16 protein-coding genes are annotated in these 17,906 nt (G+C 68.1%); 6 read left to right on the top strand and 10 right to left on the bottom strand.

Features of this window, described 5'->3' with window-relative positions:
• Positions 1-89: 89 nt before the first annotated feature.
• Entirely contained in the window at positions 90-1,595 is a 1,506-nt protein-coding gene (locus AC1RWI_RS34865) for an N-acetylmuramoyl-L-alanine amidase (protein ID WP_043344027.1), read from the bottom strand.
• Positions 1,589-2,101 carry a tRNA (adenosine(37)-N6)-threonylcarbamoyltransferase complex ATPase subunit type 1 TsaE gene (gene tsaE, locus AC1RWI_RS34870; protein WP_043344026.1) on the bottom strand — a complete coding sequence of 171 codons (513 nt, stop codon included), beginning with the start codon at positions 2,099-2,101 and terminating at the stop codon, positions 1,589-1,591. Before tsaE ends, AC1RWI_RS34865 begins: the two co-directional genes overlap by 7 nt.
• A 16-nt stretch (positions 2,102-2,117) precedes the next feature.
• Here tsaE and queG point away from each other — a divergent pair, with 16 nt between their 5' ends.
• Positions 2,118-3,338: a tRNA epoxyqueuosine(34) reductase QueG gene (gene queG, locus AC1RWI_RS34875; RefSeq protein ID WP_492870588.1), complete on the top strand. Its 1,221-nt coding sequence runs from the start codon at positions 2,118-2,120 to the stop codon at positions 3,336-3,338.
• On the opposite strand, the gene AC1RWI_RS34880 is transcribed toward queG, so the two are convergent.
• The gene (locus tag AC1RWI_RS34880) at positions 3,331-4,224 is read right to left on the bottom strand and encodes an AEC family transporter (protein WP_043344021.1); all 894 of its coding nucleotides are present in this window, start codon (positions 4,222-4,224) and stop codon (positions 3,331-3,333) included. The two genes, queG and AC1RWI_RS34880, sit on opposite strands and share 8 nt — an antisense overlap.
• 122 nt (positions 4,225-4,346) lie before the next feature.
• On the opposite strand from AC1RWI_RS34880, the gene AC1RWI_RS34885 reads away from it, so the two are divergent.
• Positions 4,347-4,973: a chalcone isomerase family protein gene (locus AC1RWI_RS34885; protein ID WP_419188871.1), complete on the top strand. Its 627-nt coding sequence runs from the start codon at positions 4,347-4,349 to the stop codon at positions 4,971-4,973.
• A 137-nt stretch (positions 4,974-5,110) separates the two neighbouring features.
• Entirely contained in the window at positions 5,111-6,079 is a 969-nt protein-coding gene (locus AC1RWI_RS34890; RefSeq protein ID WP_043344018.1) for a tripartite tricarboxylate transporter substrate binding protein BugE, read from the top strand.
• Positions 6,080-6,230: 151 nt separating this feature from the next.
• Here AC1RWI_RS34890 and AC1RWI_RS34895 read toward each other — a convergent pair whose 3' ends face one another.
• The 7 genes from AC1RWI_RS34895 to AC1RWI_RS34925 all read right to left on the bottom strand — a co-directional run bounded on the left by AC1RWI_RS34895 (position 6,231) and on the right by AC1RWI_RS34925 (position 15,606).
• Positions 6,231-7,160 (bottom strand): carbohydrate kinase family protein, encoded by a 930-nt coding sequence (locus AC1RWI_RS34895; protein ID WP_043351296.1) that lies wholly within the window; start codon positions 7,158-7,160, stop codon positions 6,231-6,233.
• 44 nt (positions 7,161-7,204) lie between these two features.
• On the bottom strand, positions 7,205-8,881 hold the full coding sequence (pgi, locus tag AC1RWI_RS34900; RefSeq protein WP_492870589.1) for a glucose-6-phosphate isomerase: 1,677 nt from the start codon (positions 8,879-8,881) through the stop codon (positions 7,205-7,207).
• Between the two features lie 99 nt (positions 8,882-8,980).
• Positions 8,981-10,471 carry a glucose-6-phosphate dehydrogenase gene (gene zwf, locus AC1RWI_RS34905; RefSeq protein ID WP_492870590.1) on the bottom strand — a complete coding sequence of 497 codons (1,491 nt, stop codon included), beginning with the start codon at positions 10,469-10,471 and terminating at the stop codon, positions 8,981-8,983.
• A 75-nt stretch (positions 10,472-10,546) separates the two neighbouring features.
• The gene (locus AC1RWI_RS34910; RefSeq protein ID WP_043344012.1) at positions 10,547-11,524 is read right to left on the bottom strand and encodes an ABC transporter substrate-binding protein; all 978 of its coding nucleotides are present in this window, start codon (positions 11,522-11,524) and stop codon (positions 10,547-10,549) included.
• A 39-nt stretch (positions 11,525-11,563) separates the two neighbouring features.
• Complete coding sequence (locus AC1RWI_RS34915) at positions 11,564-12,577, bottom strand: ABC transporter permease subunit (protein ID WP_492870591.1); 1,014 nt, start codon at positions 12,575-12,577, stop codon at positions 11,564-11,566.
• A gap of 91 nt (positions 12,578-12,668) precedes the next feature.
• The gene (locus tag AC1RWI_RS34920; protein WP_043351291.1) at positions 12,669-14,282 is read right to left on the bottom strand and encodes a sugar ABC transporter ATP-binding protein; all 1,614 of its coding nucleotides are present in this window, start codon (positions 14,280-14,282) and stop codon (positions 12,669-12,671) included.
• Between the two features lie 64 nt (positions 14,283-14,346).
• Entirely contained in the window at positions 14,347-15,606 is a 1,260-nt protein-coding gene (locus AC1RWI_RS34925; protein ID WP_043344009.1) for an ROK family transcriptional regulator, read from the bottom strand.
• A gap of 245 nt (positions 15,607-15,851) precedes the next feature.
• Here AC1RWI_RS34925 and AC1RWI_RS34930 point away from each other — a divergent pair, with 245 nt between their 5' ends.
• The 3 genes from AC1RWI_RS34930 to AC1RWI_RS34940 are packed head-to-tail and all read left to right on the top strand — an operon-like array spanning position 15,852 to position 17,904.
• Positions 15,852-16,331: a methylated-DNA--[protein]-cysteine S-methyltransferase gene (locus AC1RWI_RS34930; protein WP_043344007.1), complete on the top strand. Its 480-nt coding sequence runs from the start codon at positions 15,852-15,854 to the stop codon at positions 16,329-16,331.
• The gene (xerD, locus tag AC1RWI_RS34935) at positions 16,328-17,377 is read left to right on the top strand and encodes a site-specific tyrosine recombinase XerD (protein WP_236701967.1); all 1,050 of its coding nucleotides are present in this window, start codon (positions 16,328-16,330) and stop codon (positions 17,375-17,377) included. The genes AC1RWI_RS34930 and xerD overlap by 4 nt, the downstream gene beginning before the upstream one ends.
• Positions 17,378-17,412: 35 nt before the next feature.
• Positions 17,413-17,904: an aminoacyl-tRNA deacylase gene (locus AC1RWI_RS34940; RefSeq protein WP_043344004.1), complete on the top strand. Its 492-nt coding sequence runs from the start codon at positions 17,413-17,415 to the stop codon at positions 17,902-17,904.
• The last annotated feature ends 2 nt before the right edge of the window (positions 17,905-17,906 follow it).

Below are 17,906 nucleotides of genomic sequence, written 5' to 3' on the forward strand. Positions count from 1 at the left end.
CGCCAAACGGCAAACGCCAAACGGCAAACGGCAAACGGCAAACGGCCGGCAACGATGTTGCCGGCCGTTTTGTTTTCAGGCGCCGCCTCTTACACCGACGGATTCTTCGCCAGCGGCGGATTGCGCGCGAAGTAGTTCTTGATGCCACGCAGGATGGCGTTGGCCAGTTGCTCCTGGTGGCTCTCGTCGTTGAGCTTGCGCTCTTCCTCGGGATTGCTGATGAAAGCGGTCTCGACCAGGATCGACGGGATATCCGGCGCCTTCAGCACGGCAAAGCCCGCCTGCTCCACGCTGCCCTTGTGCAGCCGGTTGACGCCGCCGATCTCAGCCAGCACAGCCTTGCCCACCTGCAAGCTGTCGTTGATCTGCGCGGTCGTGGACAAGTCCAGCAGCACCCGCGCCACCTGCGCATCCTTGTTGCCCATGTTGGCGCCACCGATCAGGTCGGAGGCGTTCTCCTTGTTGGCCATCCAGCGCGCGGCGGTGCTGGACGCGCCGCGCTCGGACAAGGCGAACACCGAGGCGCCCTTGGCTTCCGGCGAGAGGAAGGCATCGGCGTGGATGGACACGAACAGGTCGGCCTGCACCCGGCGCGCCTTCTGCACGCGTACGTTGAGCGGCACGAAGAAGTCCGCGTCGCGCGTCATCATGGCGCGCATATTGGGCTGGGAGTCGATCTTGGCGCGCAGCCGCTGCGCGATCTGCAGCACCACGTCTTTCTCGCGCGAGCCGGACGCGCCGGTGGCGCCCGGATCCTCACCGCCATGGCCGGGATCGATCGCGACGGTCAGCAGGCGGCGCATCTTGAAGGAGCGGTCCGCCGGCGGGTTGTTGGCAGGCAGGGCCGCAGGCGGGCTGTTCTGCGCCAGCGGCGGTGCCGATGGCAGCGCTGGTGAGGAAGGCGCCGGCGGCCTGGGCTTGACGGCTGCCATCGGCGGCAGGGCCGGCACCGGGTTGGCGCCCTTGCCCTCGAACTTGCGCACCAGTGCGCCGATGGCATCTTCCTCGCCGGAGGCAGGCGCGCCGGACACGCCGTCCGCGCCGGCCGGGGGCTGCGTAGCGGCAAACCTGCGCTGCTTGTCCTCGGTGTCGCGCACCAGCGTCCACAACGGATCCGGCGGGTTGACGGGATACAGGTCAAACACCAGGCGGTTGCGGTAACTGCCAATCGGCGCCAGCGTAAACACCTGCGGCGAGACGTTTTCCTTCAGGTCGAACACCAGCCGCACCACGCGCGGCCGGTTCTGGCCCACGCGCACGGTCTGGATGTAGGGATCGTTGGAGGTGATCTTGGCCACCAGCTCGCGCAGGGTGGGCGAGAGATCGAGGCCATCGATGTCCACCACCAGCCGGTCGGGGCCGTGGATCATCTGGTGGACGGCGGCTAGCGGCTCATCGGATTCGATGGTCACGCGGGTGTATTCCTCGGCGGGCCAGACCCGCACCGCCACGATGCCGGCGCCAAAGGCGATCTGTGGCCCGGCCAGCGTGAGCACCACGCTGCCGGCGCCGGCCTTGAGGCACTGCGCCAGCCATTTGCGGCGGGCCAGCTGGATATCGTCGGGTCGGTCGGTGGCGAGTCGCTTGATCAGCATGCGCAAAGCAGGATAAGTCCAGTCTGAGTATAGGCACGAAGCGTGACGATACGGCGTTCGGCCGCGTCGTCGGCGTCGCTGATGTCCGATTGGAGCAACAAGTGCAGGTCCGGTTCCCCAAGCAAGCGCCCGGCTTTCTCCGGCCACTCCACCAGGCTCACGGCCGGTTCGGCAAAACAATCACGAAAACCGGCGTCGACCCATTCCTCCGGATCGGCGAATCGGTACAAGTCGAAGTGGTAGGCGGTCAGCGGCGAGCCATCGGCACGCGTGACCGAATACGGCTCGCAAAGCGTGTAGGTGGGGCTGCGCACCTTGCCCGCGTGGCCTAGCGCGCGCAGGATGGCGCGCGACAGCGTGGTCTTGCCGGCGCCAAGGTCGCCCGAGAGCTGCAGGTGCACGGCCTGGGGCGGCAGGTTGCGCACGGCCTCGGCCAGCGCCGCGCCCAGCCGGGCGGTGGCCGCTTCGTCGGGCAGGTTGAGTGTGCGTTCTTGGAGCAGGGGCATTGCGTACAATTCGGGAATGATCGACCGAGCAGCCCAGGCGCCAACCGCCTCGCCCCCTCCTGCCAGCAGCGCCGCCCACGGGGCGGCGCCTGGCCTTGCGCCGCCCTTGGCGTCGTCCGTTGTGCATGCAGGCACGGACGCCGCCGGGCTGGAGGCGCTGGTGGGCTCGATCCGGGCCTGGGGCACGGAGCTCGGCTTCGATGCGCTCAGCATTGCCGACGTGGATCTGAGCCGGGCTGAAGCAGGATTGTTGGCGTGGCTGGCGCAGGGCTACCACGGCGACATGGATTATATGGCGAACCACGGCTTGCGGCGCGCCCGTCCCGCCGAACTCGTGCCGGGCACGGTGCGCGCCATCGTGGCACGCATGCCGTACCTGAGCGCCGCGGGCCCGCACGACTGGCGCGCCCATGAACTCGCCCGGCTCGACGACCCCGCCACCGCCGTGGTCTCGCTCTACGCGCGGGGCCGCGATTATCACAAGGTGCTGCGCAACCGCCTGCAGCAGCTCGCCAGCCACATCGAAGCCGCCATCGGCCCGTTCGGCTATCGTGTCTTCACAGACTCGGCGCCGGTGATGGAGGTGGCGCTGGCCGCGCAGGGCGGGCTGGGCTGGCGCGGCAAGCACACGCTGCTGCTCGACCGCGATGGCGGCTCGATGTTCTTCCTCGGCGAGATCCTGGTCGATGTGCCCTTCCCCGCCGACGCGCCGGAACCCGGCCACTGCGGCAATTGCCGCCGCTGCATCGATATCTGCCCGACCCAGGCCATCCTGGAGCCCTACCGGATCGACGCGCGCCGCTGCATCTCCTACCTGACCATCGAGCACAAGGGCGCCATCCCCGAGGCACTGCGCGCGCCAATGGGCAACCGCGTGTACGGCTGCGACGACTGCCAGCTGGCTTGCCCGTGGAACAAGTTCGCCCACCGTGCCACGTTGCCGGACTTCGACGTGCGCAATGGCTTGGACGCGCCCGACATGGCCGAGCTGTTCGGCTGGACGCAGGCGCAATTCAACCAGCGGCTGGAAGGCAGCCCGATCCGCCGCATCGGCCATGAACGCTGGCTGCGCAACCTGGCGGTAGGGCTGGGCAACAGCCTGCGCGCGGCCGTCGCCAGCGGCGACACGGCGCTGGCCACGCGCATCCGCGCGGCGCTCGGCGCGCGCCAGGCCGAGGCCAGCCCGCTGGTGCGCGAGCATATCGACTGGGCGCTGGCCCAGGCGCCCGCTAACTGACGAGCGACAGCCAGAACGGCGTGGTGACGATGGCCGCCACGGTCATCACCGAGATCGTCGCCGCCACCATCGGCCCGTTGCCGCCCATGCGCACGGCCAGGATATAGGCGCTCGACGCGGTCGGCAGCGAGGCGAACAGCACCACGATCTGCGACTGCAGCTCGGTCAGCGGCAGCAAGCGCCCCACCGCCCAGGCAAAGCAGGGCATGGCCACCAGCTTGACGCCGCTCCACCACGCCACCGGCCCGACCGCCCCCGTCACCCCGCTCATCTGCAGGCCCGCGCCAACTGTCATCAGCCCCAGCGCGGTGGATGCGGAGCCCAGCCGGGCCAGCGTCATGCCCACCACCTCGGGCGGGTGCAGGCCCGCCAGGTTGGTCAGCAAGCCCCCTGCGGTAGCGAGGATCAGCGGGTTGCGCGCCAGCTCGCGCCACAGGCGGGTCTCGCCGTGACGGGCCAGCGCCCATACCGCGGCCACATTGCACAGCGGCACCGTGCAGCCGACGATCACCGCCATCATGGCCAGGCCCTCGCTGCCGCCCAGGCGCGAGGCCAGCGCCAGCCCGATATAGGAATTGAAGCGGAATGCGGTCTGCAGGCCGGAGGCGAAATCGAGCGGCGCCAGCCGCATCGTCCATTTGACGGCATAGCCGCCCACCATGCCGAAGGCGGTGGTCAACAACGCCAGGCCGAGCATGGCCGACGTGGAGGAAAAATCGAATCTGGCGCTGTTGGTGGACTGCAACAGTAGCGCGGGGAAAAGCACGAAGTACACCAGGCGCTCCACCCCAGCCCAGAACGCGCGGTCGAACGGGGAATAGCGCACCAGCAGCCAGCCGATCAGGATCAGGCTGAAATCCGGCACCAACAGGAGAGCAGAAGACATCGGTTCGTTCTAGTTATTGTGATGGCCGCCGCGCACGCCAAGTGCAGCCTAGGGCAGATACCGATTGGTATTGTTTCAGAAATCGTGGACTATGGCACGTTCCGTCGTACCGTCCAGCCTTTATGTTTTCCCGTCGTACCCCGTTCGCGTGCGAACCGCTCGTCCGCCGCGCAGGCCTGCTGGCGCTCACCCTCTGCGTGGGCGCCGCCCTGGCCATGGCGCCGGAGCCCGCGCGCGCCAACGAAATCGAGGGCATGCGGATCGACGACGCCACACGGGTCGGCGGCAAGGAACTGCAGCTCAACGGCACCGGCCTGCGCTCGATGTTCATCATCAAGGGCTATGTGGCCGCCCTTTACCTGCCGGAGAAGGCGCGCAACGCGACCGTGGTGCTGGGCGCCCACGGTCCCAAGCGCCTGCAGATCCGGCCGTTGCGCGAGGTGCCATCCGATGCCTTTATCAAGGCGCTGAACGAAGGAATCCGCGAAAACCACAGCGAGGTCCAGTTCCAGAGGCTGTCCGAGCGCCTGCTCCAGCTGCGCCAGACCATGGAGCAGATGGGCACCGCTCGCAAGGGCGATGTGATCAATTTTGACTTTTCGCCCGATGGCGGCACCGTGGTCGCCATCAACGGCACGCCGCGCGGCAAGCCGATCCCGGGCGAAGATTTCTACCAGGCCGTGCTGCGCATCTTCCTTGGCGACCATCCGGTCGACCGGGATCTCAAGCGCGGGCTCCTGGGCGGTTAGCCCCCGGGCGGCCTCCAGGCTCGCCCGCCAGAACTCACGCCGCCGGCTTCAAAGCCCCGCCACCGCGGATGCGTCGCCGGCGTTCTTTACCTTGGGCGGATATCCCCGCCCGGTCCTTTGACGGGAGACACGATCTCATGCAAACCAGCAAAATCGCCCTGGCCCTTGGCCTGGCAGCAGCAGCCTGCGCGGCGCAGGCGCAAAGCTTCCCGACCAAGCCGATCCGGCTGATCATCCCGTTTGCGCCCGGCGGCACGACGGACATCGTGGGCCGTGGCGCGGCCGACCAGATGAGCCGCATCCTGGGCCAGCCCGTGGTGGTCGAAAACCGCGCCGGCGGGGGCGGCTCGATCGGCGCCGACGCCATCGCCAAGGCTGCGCCCGACGGCTACACCATCGGCATCTCCACGGTCTCCACCATGGCCGTCAACCCGGCCTGCAATCCCAAGCTGTCGTACGACCCGATCAAGGACTTCAAGCCCGTCACCAACCTGGCCAACGTGGCCAACGTCATCGCGGTCAACCCGAACTTCCCGGCCAAGGACTACAAGGAGTTCCTGGCGGTGCTCAAGGCCAACCCGGGCAAGTATTCGTACGCGACCTCCGGCACCTGCGCCTTCGGCCACATGCTGGGCGAGCAGTTCAAGGTCTCGACCAAGACCTTCATGGTCCATATCCCCTACCGCGGCGCGGGCCCGGCGCTGAACGACGTGCTGGCCGGCCAGGTGCCGATCATGGTCGACAACCTGCCCTCCTCGATGCCCTACATCAAGGCCGGCAAGCTGCGCCCGATCGTGGTGGCATGGAACAAGCGCATCGACTCCCTGCCGAACGTGCCGACCTTCGGCGAACTCGGCCTGAAGGAGCCGAACGACCCGGCCTGGTACGGCCTGGTGGCCCCGGCCGGCACGCCCGACGAAGTCATCAAGAAGCTGAACGAAGCCGCGGTCAAGGCGCTGCAGGACAAGGACTTCCAGCAGCGCCTGCGCACTGCCGGCGCGGAACCTTCGGGCAACACCCCGGCAGAGCATGCGGCGGAGATCAAGAAGGAATTCGAGAAGATGAAGACGCTGGTGAAGGTGCAGAACATCAAGCTGGAGCAGTGATGCTGGTGTCAAACCGGCGCCACTAGCCGAAGCCGTCGAGCGGGCCAAAGCCGTCAAACAGGCCAAAGCCGTGCGCCACGACGACGGCTGTCTCTCCCTCTCCCCTCAGGGGGCGCGGGAGAGACAGCACGGCAACGCGGATCCGGCTTTGTCAGGCCAGGACCGCCGCCTCACCCAGCAGCACGCTCACCTCGGCCACCGTCGGCGAATACGCCCCTGCACGCGTGGCCGCCACCGCCGCGGTAGCGGCAGCCCATCGCGCCTGCCGCGCCAGCGTCGCCTCGGGGTCCAGCAGCAATCCCGCCATCCATCCGCCCATGGCGGCGTCGCCGCAGCCGACGGTATCCACCACATCGACGGCGAAAACCGGCTGCTCGCAAGCACCATCCCCATGCAACAGCGTCATGCCATCCGCGCCGCGCGTCAGCAGCACGCGCGCTTGCGGCGCCAGCGCCCTGAGCGCGGCGAGCGCGGCGTGTTCGTCCAGCGCCGGGTACAGGCCGCGCAGGTCTTCGTCCGATACCTTGATGTAGTCCGCCAGGCCAGCCATATGCGCAAAGACGGCCTGATACTCCGGTGCGCGCATGGGCGTGCGGAAGTTGGGATCGAAGGCAATGCGCTTGCCCGCGGCCCTGGCCTGCGTGGCTTCCGTGCACAGGCGCGCGGCGAGCGGCTGGCGCGCGAGGCTGAGCGAGCCGAAGTGCACGGTGCGCGCCGCCTGGCGCCAGCCCGGCGGCAAGCGCTCGGGGTCGAAGTAGAGATCGGCGCTGTCGTCACCGACGAAGAAGTACTGCGGTGGGTGCTGCGCGCCGACAAACGCCAGCAACGGCGAGCGCTCCACGCGCTGCAGGAAACGCAGGTCCAGGCCAGCCTCGGCACTGGCCTCGGCTAGCTGGTCGCCCAGGGTGTCGGCGCTGATCGCGCCGGCAAAGGCGGTCGGCACGCCCAGCCGCGCGCCCACGCGGGCCACGTTCCAGCACGAGCCGCCGGGCAGGCCGAGCCAGTCCTGCCCGCCCTGGTGGACCATATCGGTCAATGCCTCGCCGAAGACGACGTAGGCTGGCCATGATGTCGTTGTCATTGCATCCTCTTTCTCGTATTTCCATCTGCGTGCGCTGGCGCGCATCAGCCTTGCCAGGCCGATGCAGCGGCCAATGCGCGCCGGATCAGGCCGGCGGTGGAAGCATCATGCGGGCGCGCCGGCCCGCCGTCGAGCTCGCAGGCGATCGGCGCGGCAAGCTGCTTGCCAAGCTCCACGCCCCACTGGTCGAACGAGTTGATATTCCACAGCACGCCTTGCACGAAGGTGCGGTGCTCCGAGAGCGCGATCAATGCGCCCAGGTGATACGGATCGAGCCGCTGCAGCAACAGCGTGTTGCTGGGCCGGTTGCCCTCGAACACCATGTGCGGCACCAGCGCTTCGTCCTGCACGCCGAGCGCCCTGACCTCTTGCGCGGTGCGCCCGCGCAGCAACGCCTCGCCTTGCGCAAAGCAGTTGGCGAGCAGCTTGCCGTGGTGGCCCGGCATCGGGTGCACCGGCTCCAGCGCGGCGATGAAATCCACCGGCATCCAGTGCGAGCCCTGGTGCACCATCTGGAAGTAGGCGTGCTGTCCGTTGGTGCCGGTGGTGCCCCACACCACCGGCGCGGTGCCTTGCGCGGCGGCGGCACCGTCGAGCTGCACGGACTTGCCGTTGCTCTCCATCTCGAGCTGCTGCAAGAAGGCCGGCAGCAGTTCGAGCGGCTCGCAGTACGGCGCCACGCAGCGGCTGCCGGTGCCCAGGAAGCTGCGATACCACACGTCGAGCAGGCCGAGGATCATCGGCATGTTCTGCGGCGCGTCGGCCTCGGCGAAATGCCGGTCCATGGCGCGGGCGCCGTCGAGCAATTGGCGAAAACGCGCAAAACCAACTGCCAGCGCAATCGACAACCCCACCGCGGACCACAGCGAAAAACGCCCGCCCACCCAGTCCCAGAACGGGAACATGTTGGCGGGGTCGATGCCGAACGCGGCCACCGCCTGCCGGTTGGTGGAGACCGCGACGAAGTGGCTGGCCAACTGTGCCTGCGGCACGCCGTGGCGCAGGAACCAGGTGCGCGCAGTGTGGGCGTTGGCCATGGTCTCCAGCGTGGTGAAGGTCTTGGAGCAAACCACCACCAGCGTGCTGGCGGCGTCCAGCCGCGCGAGCACGGCGGCAAGATCGCTGCCATCCACATTGGCGACAAAATGCAGGCGCGGCCCTTCGGTGTCCAGGTGCGCGAGCGCGCGGCAGACCATGCGCGGGCCGAGGTCCGAGCCGCCGATGCCGATATTGATCACGTCGGTGATCCGGCGGCCGTTCCAGCCGCGCCACGTGCCGCCGCGCACCGCGTAGGCAAAACGCTCCATCTGCGCGAGCACCGCGGCCACGTCGCCAGCCACCGCCACGCCCTGCGCGTGAAAGCCGTCCTCCGGCCACGCGCGCAGCGCCATATGCAGCGCGGCGCGGCGCTCGGTGGTGTTGACTGCTTCGCCGCGGTACATGGCATCGCGCCGCGCGCTCACGCCGGCCTCGTCGGCCAGCGCGAAGAGCAGCGCCATGGTGGTGTCGGTGACGCGGTTCTTGGCGTAGTCCAGTGTCAGGCCGGCCGCCTCGGCCACGAAGCCGGCGCCACGCGCTTCGCCCTGCTGGCCGTCGAACCAGTCGCGCAGGTGGGCATGGCGGATGGTTTGCGCATGCGCTTGCAGCCGCTGCCAGGTCGGCAGGGAACGAGACCCGTCGGACATCGGGGACATCGGGGACACCGGGAACATCGTGGACATCGAATCAACTCCTGTACTCGCCGCCGCCGGCAACTGCTGGCGCGGCGCCATGCTTCAGACTGGCTTCACAACGCGTCTCACTGACGTCTCACTGACGTCTCACAGCTCTTCATGCCACACCGCGCCATCGCGCGAGGGCAGCGCGCTCGACGCCGCCGGCCCCCAGGTGCCGGCGGTGTAGAGCTTGGGCGCGAGATTGCTCTGCGCCCAGGCCTGCTGGATCGGCGCGACCCACCGCCAGGCTTGCGCCTGCTCGTCGCGCCGCACGAACAGCCCGAGCCGCCCGCGGATCACGTCCAGCAGCAAACGCTCGTAAGCCCCGGTCTTGCGCTCATTGCGATTGCCCTGGCCGCGCGGCAGCATGCGTTGCAGGTCCAGCGTGGCAGGCTGCAGCGCCTGCGTGTCGCCGGGATGCTTGACCAGGAAATGCAGGCGGATGCTCTCCTCCGGCTGCAGCGTGATCACCAGCCGGTTGCCGGGCTCGTGGTCCAGCGGACGCGGAAACAGCGAGTACGGTACGTCGCGGAACTGGATCACGATCTCGGCCACGCGCGACTGCATGCGCTTGCCGGTGCGCAGGTAGAACGGCACGCCGGCCCAGCGCCAGTTGGCAACCTCCGCCTTGATAGCGACGAAGGTCTCGGTCTGGCTGTCGGGCGCGACGGCCGGCTCGTTCACATAGCCCGGCACGGCGTCGCCAGCCGCCGCGCCACGGCAGTATTGCCCGCGCACCACCTTTTCGGCGACCTCGTTCAACTCGATGGGCTTGAGCGCCTTGAGGATCTTCAGCTTCTCGTCGCGGATCGCGTCCTCCGACAAGCTGGCCGGCGGCTCCATCGCCACCATGCACAGCAGTTGCAGCAGGTGGTTCTGCACCATGTCGCGCAGCGCGCCGATGCCGTCGTAGAATGCGCCGCGCTTTTCCACGCCGATTTCCTCGGCGATGGTGATCTGCACATCGCGCACCCATTCGCGCCGCCACAGCGGCTCGAACAGTACGTTGCCAAAGCGCATCGCCATCAGGTTCTGCACCGACTCCTTGCCCAGGTAATGGTCGATGCGGTAGATCTGGTCTTCGGCAAAATGTTGCGCCACTGCGGAGTTGATGGCATCGGACGAGGCCAGGTCGTGGCCCAGCGGCTTTTCCAGCACGATGCGCACGCCTGCATGGTTGAGCCCGGTGCGGGCCAATTGCTCGCAGATCGGCACGAACAGCTGCGGGCCGGTGGCCAGGTAGAACACCACCACCGGCGCGGCGCGGGCACGAACCAGCTCGGCGAGCGCGTCGAAACCCTCCGGCGCGTTGGCGTCCACCTGCAGGTAGAGGATGCGTTCGACAAAGGCCTGCCAGACTTCGGCTGCGGCGGCGGCGGGCAGCGCGGGACGCACCTTGGACTCCAGCATGGCCAGGTAGGCGTCCTGGCCGAGCGGCTGGCTGCCGAGTGCGAGGATGCGCCCGCGCGGGTGCAGCGAGCCGACGCAGTGCGCGTCAAACAGCGCCGGCAGCAGTTTGCGCGTAGCCAGGTCGCCGGTGCCGCCGAACAGCACAAAGTCGAATTCGGGGACTGCGCCTACAGCATTGTTTGGCATGGTTTCACCAGTCGGTTGGTCGGTTAGTCGGATATGCGGGATTCGGTTGCAGGTTGAGCGCGGACCGCTGCCCGGCTAGCGCGGCGCGGCCCAGCCCTTGTACTCGTTCACATTGGCTCGCGTAACCAGTGTGGGCGGCAGCAACACGGTGCGGTTTGCGGGCGCCTGGCCATGCATCAGCCCCACGCCGATCTCCACCGCGGTGCGGGCGATGGCCCACGGGTCCTGGCTGGCCGAGGCCTGCACCAGCGTGTTGGCCTTGAGCGCGGCCTCGATATCGGGCGCGCCGTCGACAGACGCGATCAGGATGCCACCGCGGTTCAGCTGACGCGCGGCCAGGTCGGCGCCGACAGCCTGCGGGTCGTTGATGGTGAAGACCGCGTCGATCTTGGGGAAGCGGGTCAGGTAAAGCTGCATGACATTGAGGCCGCCCTCGCGCGAGCCCTTGCCATCCTGGTCATCGGAGAGCACGTGGATGCCGGGGTGCTTGCCCAGCACCATCTTGCAGCCCTTCACGCGATCCAGCACGGCAGACACCGGCGGGCCATTCTGGATGATGAGGTTACCGCGCCCGCCCAGCCGCCCGGCGAGGAAGGCGCAGGCCAGCTCGCCGGCCCGCGTGTTGTCGGTCTGCACCGTGGCGTCGGCGCCCGCCGCCGCCACGTCCACCGCCACCACCACGATGCCGGCCTTGCGAGCCTTCCTGACCGCGGGTTCGATGGCGCGCGCGTCGGCCGCGTTGATCAGGATCAGGTCCACCTTCGACACGATAAAGCTATCGATATGCGAGAACTGCTTGTTGAGGTCATAGTCGGCGGACAGCACCGTGACCTTGGCATCCGGGTTGATCTTCTTGGCGGCGGCTTCGGCGCCGTGCGCCAGCGCGACGAAGTAGGGGTTGCCGAGCGAGCCGAGCGTGACGCCGACTTTCTTCAGCGGCCGTTGCGCGGCTGCGCTCGCCGGTGCGGCGTCCGGCGCGCTCTGCGCGGCTGCGCCAGTGCATAGCAGGCTCAATGCCGCCGTTGCCAGTGCCGCCAGGTATTGCTTGAACATATCATGTCTCCGGTTGCCAGTGGTCAGGTCACGCACGCCTCACGTGCGCGCCGAACCCTTGCGGCGATAGCTGTCGAGCGCCACCGCGCCAATGATCACCAGGCCCTTGATGATGTATTGCCAGATATCCGACACGCCCAGCAGCACCAGCCCGTTGGACAGCACCGCGATGATCAGCGCCCCGACCAGCGTGCCGACGATGGAGCCGGTGCCGCCCACGAAGCTGGTGCCGCCGAGGATGACCGCGGCGATGGCATCGAGCTCGTACGACTGGCCAAGCTGCAGTCCGTTGGCCGCGTACAGGCGCGCGGAGGACATCACGCCGCCCAGCCCCGCCAGCAGCCCGGACACCGCGTACACGAACAGCAGCACAACCCACACCTTGATGCCGGACAGGCGCGCCGCCTCGGCATTGCCGCCCACCGCGTAGATCTGCAAGCCCAGCACGGTACGGCGCAGCACGAACCACGACACCGCCACCACGGCAAAGGCGATGATCACCAGCCAGGGCACGCCCAATACTTCGCCGTTGCCGATAAAGGCAAAGCCGATATCCGGGTTGTAGATCGTGCTGTCGTTGCCGACCAGCCGCGCCAGCCCGCGCACCGCCGTGAGCGTGCCCAGTGTGACGATGAACGGCGGCAGTTTCATGAAAGCGACCAATGCGCCGTTGACGATGCCGAACAGCAGGCCGCACAAGAGCGCGGCGGGCACGCTCAGCATGCCGAGCTGCGGCATCAGCGACACCAGCATCGCCACCACCGCCGAGATCGACAAGATGGAGCCCACCGACAAATCGATGCCGCCGGTCAGGATCACGAAGGTCATGCCCGCGGCCAGCACCATGTTGATGGAGGCTTGCTGCGCGATGATCGACAGGTTCTGCCAGCCGGCGAAGTTCTCGGTCAGCACCGAGAAGCCGATGCATAGCAGCACCAGCACGGGCAGCATGCCAAGCGCGCGCAGGCGTTCCTGCGTGGTGAGGCGGCCGAGGGTGCCCGCGGGCAGCGCAGCGCCCGTGGAAGCGGCGGGACGTGTAATGGATTCATGCATGGTTGTCTCCTGCACCGGCGGCTGCGTGGCGCTGCAGGCCGGTGTCGATCATCGTTGTCTCGTGCGGGTGGTGCAGAGGCTGCACCGGGTCTCAATGCAGCGTGATGCCAGTTGCGTTGCCGGCGCCAGGCAACGGCACGTCCACCCAGGCGGGCGCCGCCGCCGCCGCGCCGGTGGCCAGCGCAATGATGCGTTCCTGAGTTTCGGCCGCGCTGCCGGCGGGGCGCACCTCGCCGGCCAGCGTGCCCTCGCGCATGACCAGCACGCGGTCGCACAGGCCCACCACTTCGGGCAGCTCGCTGGAGATCATCAGGATCGCCACGCCGCTCTGGGCCAGCGCGTTGATCAGCCGGTAGATCTCCGATTTGGCGCCGATGTCCACGCCACGCGTGGGCTCATCCAGGATCAGCACGCGCGGCTGGATTTCCAGCAGCCGCGACAGCATCACCTTCTGCTGGTTGCCGCCGGACAGCGCGCCCACGTTGACCTGCGCATGCGCCACGCGGATGCCCAGCGTGTCGATGGCCTCGGTCGTGCGGCGGCGCGCGGCGGTCCGGTTCAGGCGGCCCAGGCCTAGTGCGTCGCGCGCGGCCACGATCAGGTTGATGTTCTCATGCACGCTCTGGTCCAGGAACAGGCCCTGCAGCTTGCGGTCCTCGGTCAGGTAGGCGATGCCGGCATCGATGGCCTGGCGCGGGCCGCCGGCCGGCAGCGTGACCAGACCGCCCGAGCCGGCCGGGTTGGCAATGCGGACCTCGCCGCGCGTGCGCGCGTCGGCGCCAAACACCAGCCGCGCCAGCTCCGTGCGGCCCGCGCCGACCAGGCCCGCCAGCCCCAGCACCTCGCCGGCGCGCAGGTCGAAGCTGCAGCCCTTGACGCGCCGGCCATCGGCCACGTCGCGCACGGACAGCATCACCTCACGCTCGACCGCCTGGCCGTGCGTCTTGGTGTAGAAGCCTGACAGGTCGCGCCCCACCATCATCTTGACCAGCGCCGCCTGCGACAGGTGCGCGCGGTCCAGCGTGCCAACGAAGCAGCCGTCGCGCAACACGGTCACGCGATCGGCCAGCTCGTCGATCTCGGCCATGCGATGGCTGATATAGAGAATCGCCATGCCTTCGCCACGCAACTGGCGAATCAGCGCGAACAGGCGATCCGTCTCATGCGTGGACAGCGGCGTGGTGGGCTCGTCCATCACCAGGATGCGCGCCTCGAAGTGCACGGCCCGCGCGATTTCCACCAGCTGGCGCTGCGCGATCGACAGGCTCGCCACGTTCGCCGCGGGCGAGAAATCCGCGCCGAGCCTGGCCAGCGTGGGCGCGCAGGCGCGCACCATGTCGCCGCGCGCCACCAGCCCGCGCCGCTGCAGGGCGCGGCCCAGGTAGATGTTCTCGGCCACGCTCAGGTTGGGCGCCAGGCTGAGCTCCTGGTAGATCACCGCGACGCCAAGGTCGCGCGCCGATTGCGGCCCATCGATCTGCACCCGTTGCCCGTCGATATGGCATTCGCCGCCGGGGTCCGCGGTATAGGCGCCGGACAGGATCTTCATCAGCGTCGACTTGCCGGCGCCGTTCTCGCCCATCAGGGCGTGGACCTCGCCGGCGTAGGCCGTGAGCTCGACCTTGCGCAGCGCGCGCACGCCGGGGAAGGTCTTGCAGATATTGCGCAGCGCCAGCAGCGGCGCCTTGGTGGACGTATCGGACATATCGGACATATCGGACGCATCCGAAGTATCGGACAAGGCAGCCGAAATAGTCGAAGCGGACAGATCAGACGATGGCATGGTTGGCCTCCGGAATCATGGCGGATGCGCCTTTGAGCATGTCGGCTCGCGGCGAGAAATTCATGAACATCGGCAGCGACGCGGCACCGACTGCGCCGGCGTTGGCGCCAAAGCAGCCACGCACCACGCGTGGCGCTCGCCGGGCCTCGGGCGCGCCGTCATCCAGCTCGCCTTGCAGGCGCTCGATCAGCGCCTGCACCAGGCCACCGTCGATATCAGCGTCAAGGATGATCAGCGGCACGTCGAGCACCGCCAGCGCGGATTGCATGGCGGGCGCCAGCGCATCGATGCAGTCGTCCAGCCACTGCGCCACCGCCGGGTGCCGGGCGCGCACCTGCGCTTCCAGATCGGCGTGGCCGTCGATGGCCACGCCGTGGTAGCGCAGGTGGCGCGTCAGCGCGTTGAGCGAGGCGCGCGCCAGCAGGATGTCGCGCCGCTTGCCGGTGCGCGGCGCGGAGGCCAGGGTGCTGGGCTGCACCGGCATCATGCCGATGTCGCCGGCATTGCCCGACACGCCGCGCACGCAGTCGCCATTGAGCGCGACGCCGCCGCCGATGGCCGGGCCAACGAAGACATAGAGGAAGCTCTGCGCGTGATGGCTACCGTAGAACAGCTCGGCCACGGCAGCAGCGGTGCCGTCGTTCTCGCCAAACACCGGCAGGCCGGTGGCATCCGACAGCGCTGCGGCAAAGTCCACGGCATCCCAGGCGCGGAAGGTGGCCTGCGATGCCTCGTCCTGCAGGTCCAGCTCGCGCAGCCAGGCGCCCAGGTTGTAAGGCTGGGCCACGCCGATGCCAAGCAGGCGCTTGCGCTCGGCCGGCGTGAGCAGCGCACGCAGTTCGGCCACGTCGTCGCGCACCAGCGCCAGCGCTTGCTCCGGGTGAGGCAGGACCATCTGGTGGGCGCGGCTGGCGAGAATCTCGCCGCCAAAGTCCACCATCACGCACTCGATGCTGCCGCGGTCCAGCCGGACCCCGATGCCGAACGCGCCCTTGGGTTGCAGGCGGATCAGGCTGGCCGGCTGGCCGCGCTGTCCGTCCTGGCGGCGGCCGGCCACATGGATCAGGCCATCCTCGGTGAGCGTCTGCACGATGCTGCCCACCGCCGTGTTGGTGAGCTGCGCGATGCGGGCGAGATCCGCCTTGGACGCTTCCCCGGCATGCCGCAGCGCCAGCAGCAGAGCGCGCTCGTTGTACAGCCGCAAACTGGCGGAATTCACGCCGCGGCCGGCCTTGGCACTGTTCATGTGGTCTCCGAATGCTGTTATGAGTGCCGCTTGAAGCATGTTGCGCACCGGGTGGCGGCGGTGCGTCTAGCTGCGGCATTAATTAATTCAGTTTGAATTAAATAATAAGCCAGACCAGAACTCAAGGAAGGGGAAACCCCAATCAAGCGGTTGCATGGCCCTTGGCGATGCGCCCCACGGGCCGCCGCGCATCCCGGCGCCGACGCCATGCTCTAAAATCCAGGCTCGCGCTTCCCACCCCTGCCATGGACTCCATCTTCGACGCCATCCTCCCAGCCCCTTTCGGCAAGATCGGCGTGCGCACCGACGGCGAATTCGTCCGCGAAATCGTCTACCTGCCCGCGAGCATGCGGCTCGTCGCGCCGGCCAACGCGGTCACGCAACGCCTGGCGCGGCAACTGGAGGCCTACTACGCCGATCCGGATGCACGCTTCGACATCCCGCTGGCGCCGGTCGGCAGCGCCTTCCAGCGCCGGGTCTGGCAAGCGATCTCGAACGTGCCGCGTGGCAAGGTCACCACCTATGGCGCGGTGGCGCGGCAGATCGCCAGCGCGCCGCGCGCGGTCGGGCAGGCGTGCGGCGCGAATTTCTTCCCGCTGGTGATTCCCTGCCATCGCGTGGTCGGCGCCAGCGGCATCGGCGGCTTTGCCAACCATGACGGCGACGGCTTCTTCCTTGACATCAAACGCTGGCTGCTGCGCCATGAAGGGGTGATGCTGGCATGAACGACATTGCGCAGATTGACGACGGTGACAACGGCGGCGACAGCGGCCATATCGACGACATCGAAGACGACAACGAAGACGCCATCGAAGACGGCAACGAAGACGGCAACGCCGCCATCGACACCATCGACACCGAGGACAGCCCCGCCCTGCTCGGCGACCTGGCCCTGGTCGACCGCTTCTGCGACGCGCTGTGGCTCGAAGACGGCCTTGCGCAGAACACTATCGACGCCTACCGGCGCGACCTGGCCCTGCTGTCGCGCTGGCTGCATGCCTCGGGCACCTGCGCGCTGCTGGCGGTGGACGACACCGCCCTCAACGGCTACTTCGCCTCACGCCACCTGGCAACCCGCGCCTCGTCCGCCAACCGGCGGCTGACAGTGTTCAAGCGCTTTTTCCAGTGGGCGCTGCGCGAGCACATGATCACGGCCGATCCCTGCCTGCTGCTGCGCCCGGCCAAGCAGCCGCCGCGCTTTCCCAAGACCCTGACCGAAGCCCAGGTCGAGGCGCTGCTGGAAACACCCGACACCGCCACGCCGCTTGGCCTGCGCGACCGCACCATGCTGGAGCTGATGTACGCCAGCGGCCTGCGCGTGTCCGAGCTGACGCAGATGAAGACCATCGAGATCAGCCTGAACGAGGGCGTGGCGCGCGTGGTGGGCGGCAAGGGCAACAAGGAGCGCCTGGTGCCGTTTGGCACCGAAGCCGGCGACTGGCTGCGCCGCTACCTGGCCGAAGGCCGGCCAGCGCTGTTGGGCGAGCGTGCCTGCGAAGCGTTGTTCGTCACCCAGCGCGGCGAGGGCATGACACGCCAGGCCTTCTGGCACCTGATCAAGCGCCACGCGCGCGAAGCCGAGATCTACGCGCCGCTGTCACCGCACACCTTGCGGCATGCCTTTGCCACCCACCTGCTCAACCACGGCGCGGACCTGCGCGTGGTGCAGCTGCTGCTGGGGCACGCCGACATCTCCACCACGCAGATCTACACGCACGTGGCGCGCGAGCGCCTGCGCGAGCTGCACCAGCACCACCATCCGCGCGGCTAGGTTGCCCGCGCTGTCATTGCGATCCGCCATCCATCATGAGCAAGACCAAACACGTTTCGGAAACCCCGGCCACCCAGTTCCTCAAGCAGCATGGCGTTGCCTTTGGCGAGCATGCCTATGACTACGTCGAGCACGGCGGCACGGGGGAGTCCGCCCGCCAGCTCGGCGTGGACGAGCACGCGGTGATCAAGACGCTGGTGATGGAAGACGAGCGTGCGCAGCCGCTGATTGTGCTGATGCATGGCGACTGTTCGGTGTCGACCAAGAACCTGGCGCGGCAAACCGGGCACAAGAGCGTGCAGCCCTGCAAGCCCGAGGTGGCGCAGCGGCATAGCGGGTATCTGGTGGGCGGGACCTCGCCGTTCGGGACGCGCAAGCGGATGCCGGTTTTTGTCGAGGCTGGTGTGTTGGCGCTGGAGCGGATCTATATCAATGGGGGCCGCAGGGGGTATCTGGTCAGTATTGATCCGCAGGTATTGAGGACGTTGGTGGGGGCGGAGGTGGTGGAGTGTGCGTTGAGGGATTAGGT

This window comes from Cupriavidus sp. MPR-AND1C, from assembly GCF_058809705.1.

Bases quoted from the DNA above. Each gene is read 5' to 3' on its own strand.
- AC1RWI_RS34865 (WP_043344027.1), bottom strand. From the start codon at position 1,595: ATGCTGATCAAGCGACTCGCCACCGACCGACCCGACGATATCCAGCTG.
- tsaE (WP_043344026.1), bottom strand. From the start codon at position 2,101: ATGCCCCTGCTCCAAGAACGCACACTCAACCTGCCCGACGAAGCGGCC.
- queG (WP_492870588.1), top strand. From the start codon at position 2,118: ATGATCGACCGAGCAGCCCAGGCGCCAACCGCCTCGCCCCCTCCTGCC.
- AC1RWI_RS34880 (WP_043344021.1), bottom strand. From the start codon at position 4,224: ATGTCTTCTGCTCTCCTGTTGGTGCCGGATTTCAGCCTGATCCTGATC.
- AC1RWI_RS34885 (WP_419188871.1), top strand. From the start codon at position 4,347: ATGTTTTCCCGTCGTACCCCGTTCGCGTGCGAACCGCTCGTCCGCCGC.
- AC1RWI_RS34890 (WP_043344018.1), top strand. From the start codon at position 5,111: ATGCAAACCAGCAAAATCGCCCTGGCCCTTGGCCTGGCAGCAGCAGCC.
- AC1RWI_RS34895 (WP_043351296.1), bottom strand. From the start codon at position 7,160: ATGACAACGACATCATGGCCAGCCTACGTCGTCTTCGGCGAGGCATTG.
- pgi (WP_492870589.1), bottom strand. From the start codon at position 8,881: ATGTCCACGATGTTCCCGGTGTCCCCGATGTCCCCGATGTCCGACGGG.
- zwf (WP_492870590.1), bottom strand. From the start codon at position 10,471: ATGCCAAACAATGCTGTAGGCGCAGTCCCCGAATTCGACTTTGTGCTG.
- AC1RWI_RS34910 (WP_043344012.1), bottom strand. From the start codon at position 11,524: ATGTTCAAGCAATACCTGGCGGCACTGGCAACGGCGGCATTGAGCCTG.
- AC1RWI_RS34915 (WP_492870591.1), bottom strand. From the start codon at position 12,577: ATGCATGAATCCATTACACGTCCCGCCGCTTCCACGGGCGCTGCGCTG.
- AC1RWI_RS34920 (WP_043351291.1), bottom strand. From the start codon at position 14,282: ATGTCCGATACGTCCACCAAGGCGCCGCTGCTGGCGCTGCGCAATATC.
- AC1RWI_RS34925 (WP_043344009.1), bottom strand. From the start codon at position 15,606: ATGAACAGTGCCAAGGCCGGCCGCGGCGTGAATTCCGCCAGTTTGCGG.
- AC1RWI_RS34930 (WP_043344007.1), top strand. From the start codon at position 15,852: ATGGACTCCATCTTCGACGCCATCCTCCCAGCCCCTTTCGGCAAGATC.
- xerD (WP_236701967.1), top strand. From the start codon at position 16,328: ATGAACGACATTGCGCAGATTGACGACGGTGACAACGGCGGCGACAGC.
- AC1RWI_RS34940 (WP_043344004.1), top strand. From the start codon at position 17,413: ATGAGCAAGACCAAACACGTTTCGGAAACCCCGGCCACCCAGTTCCTC.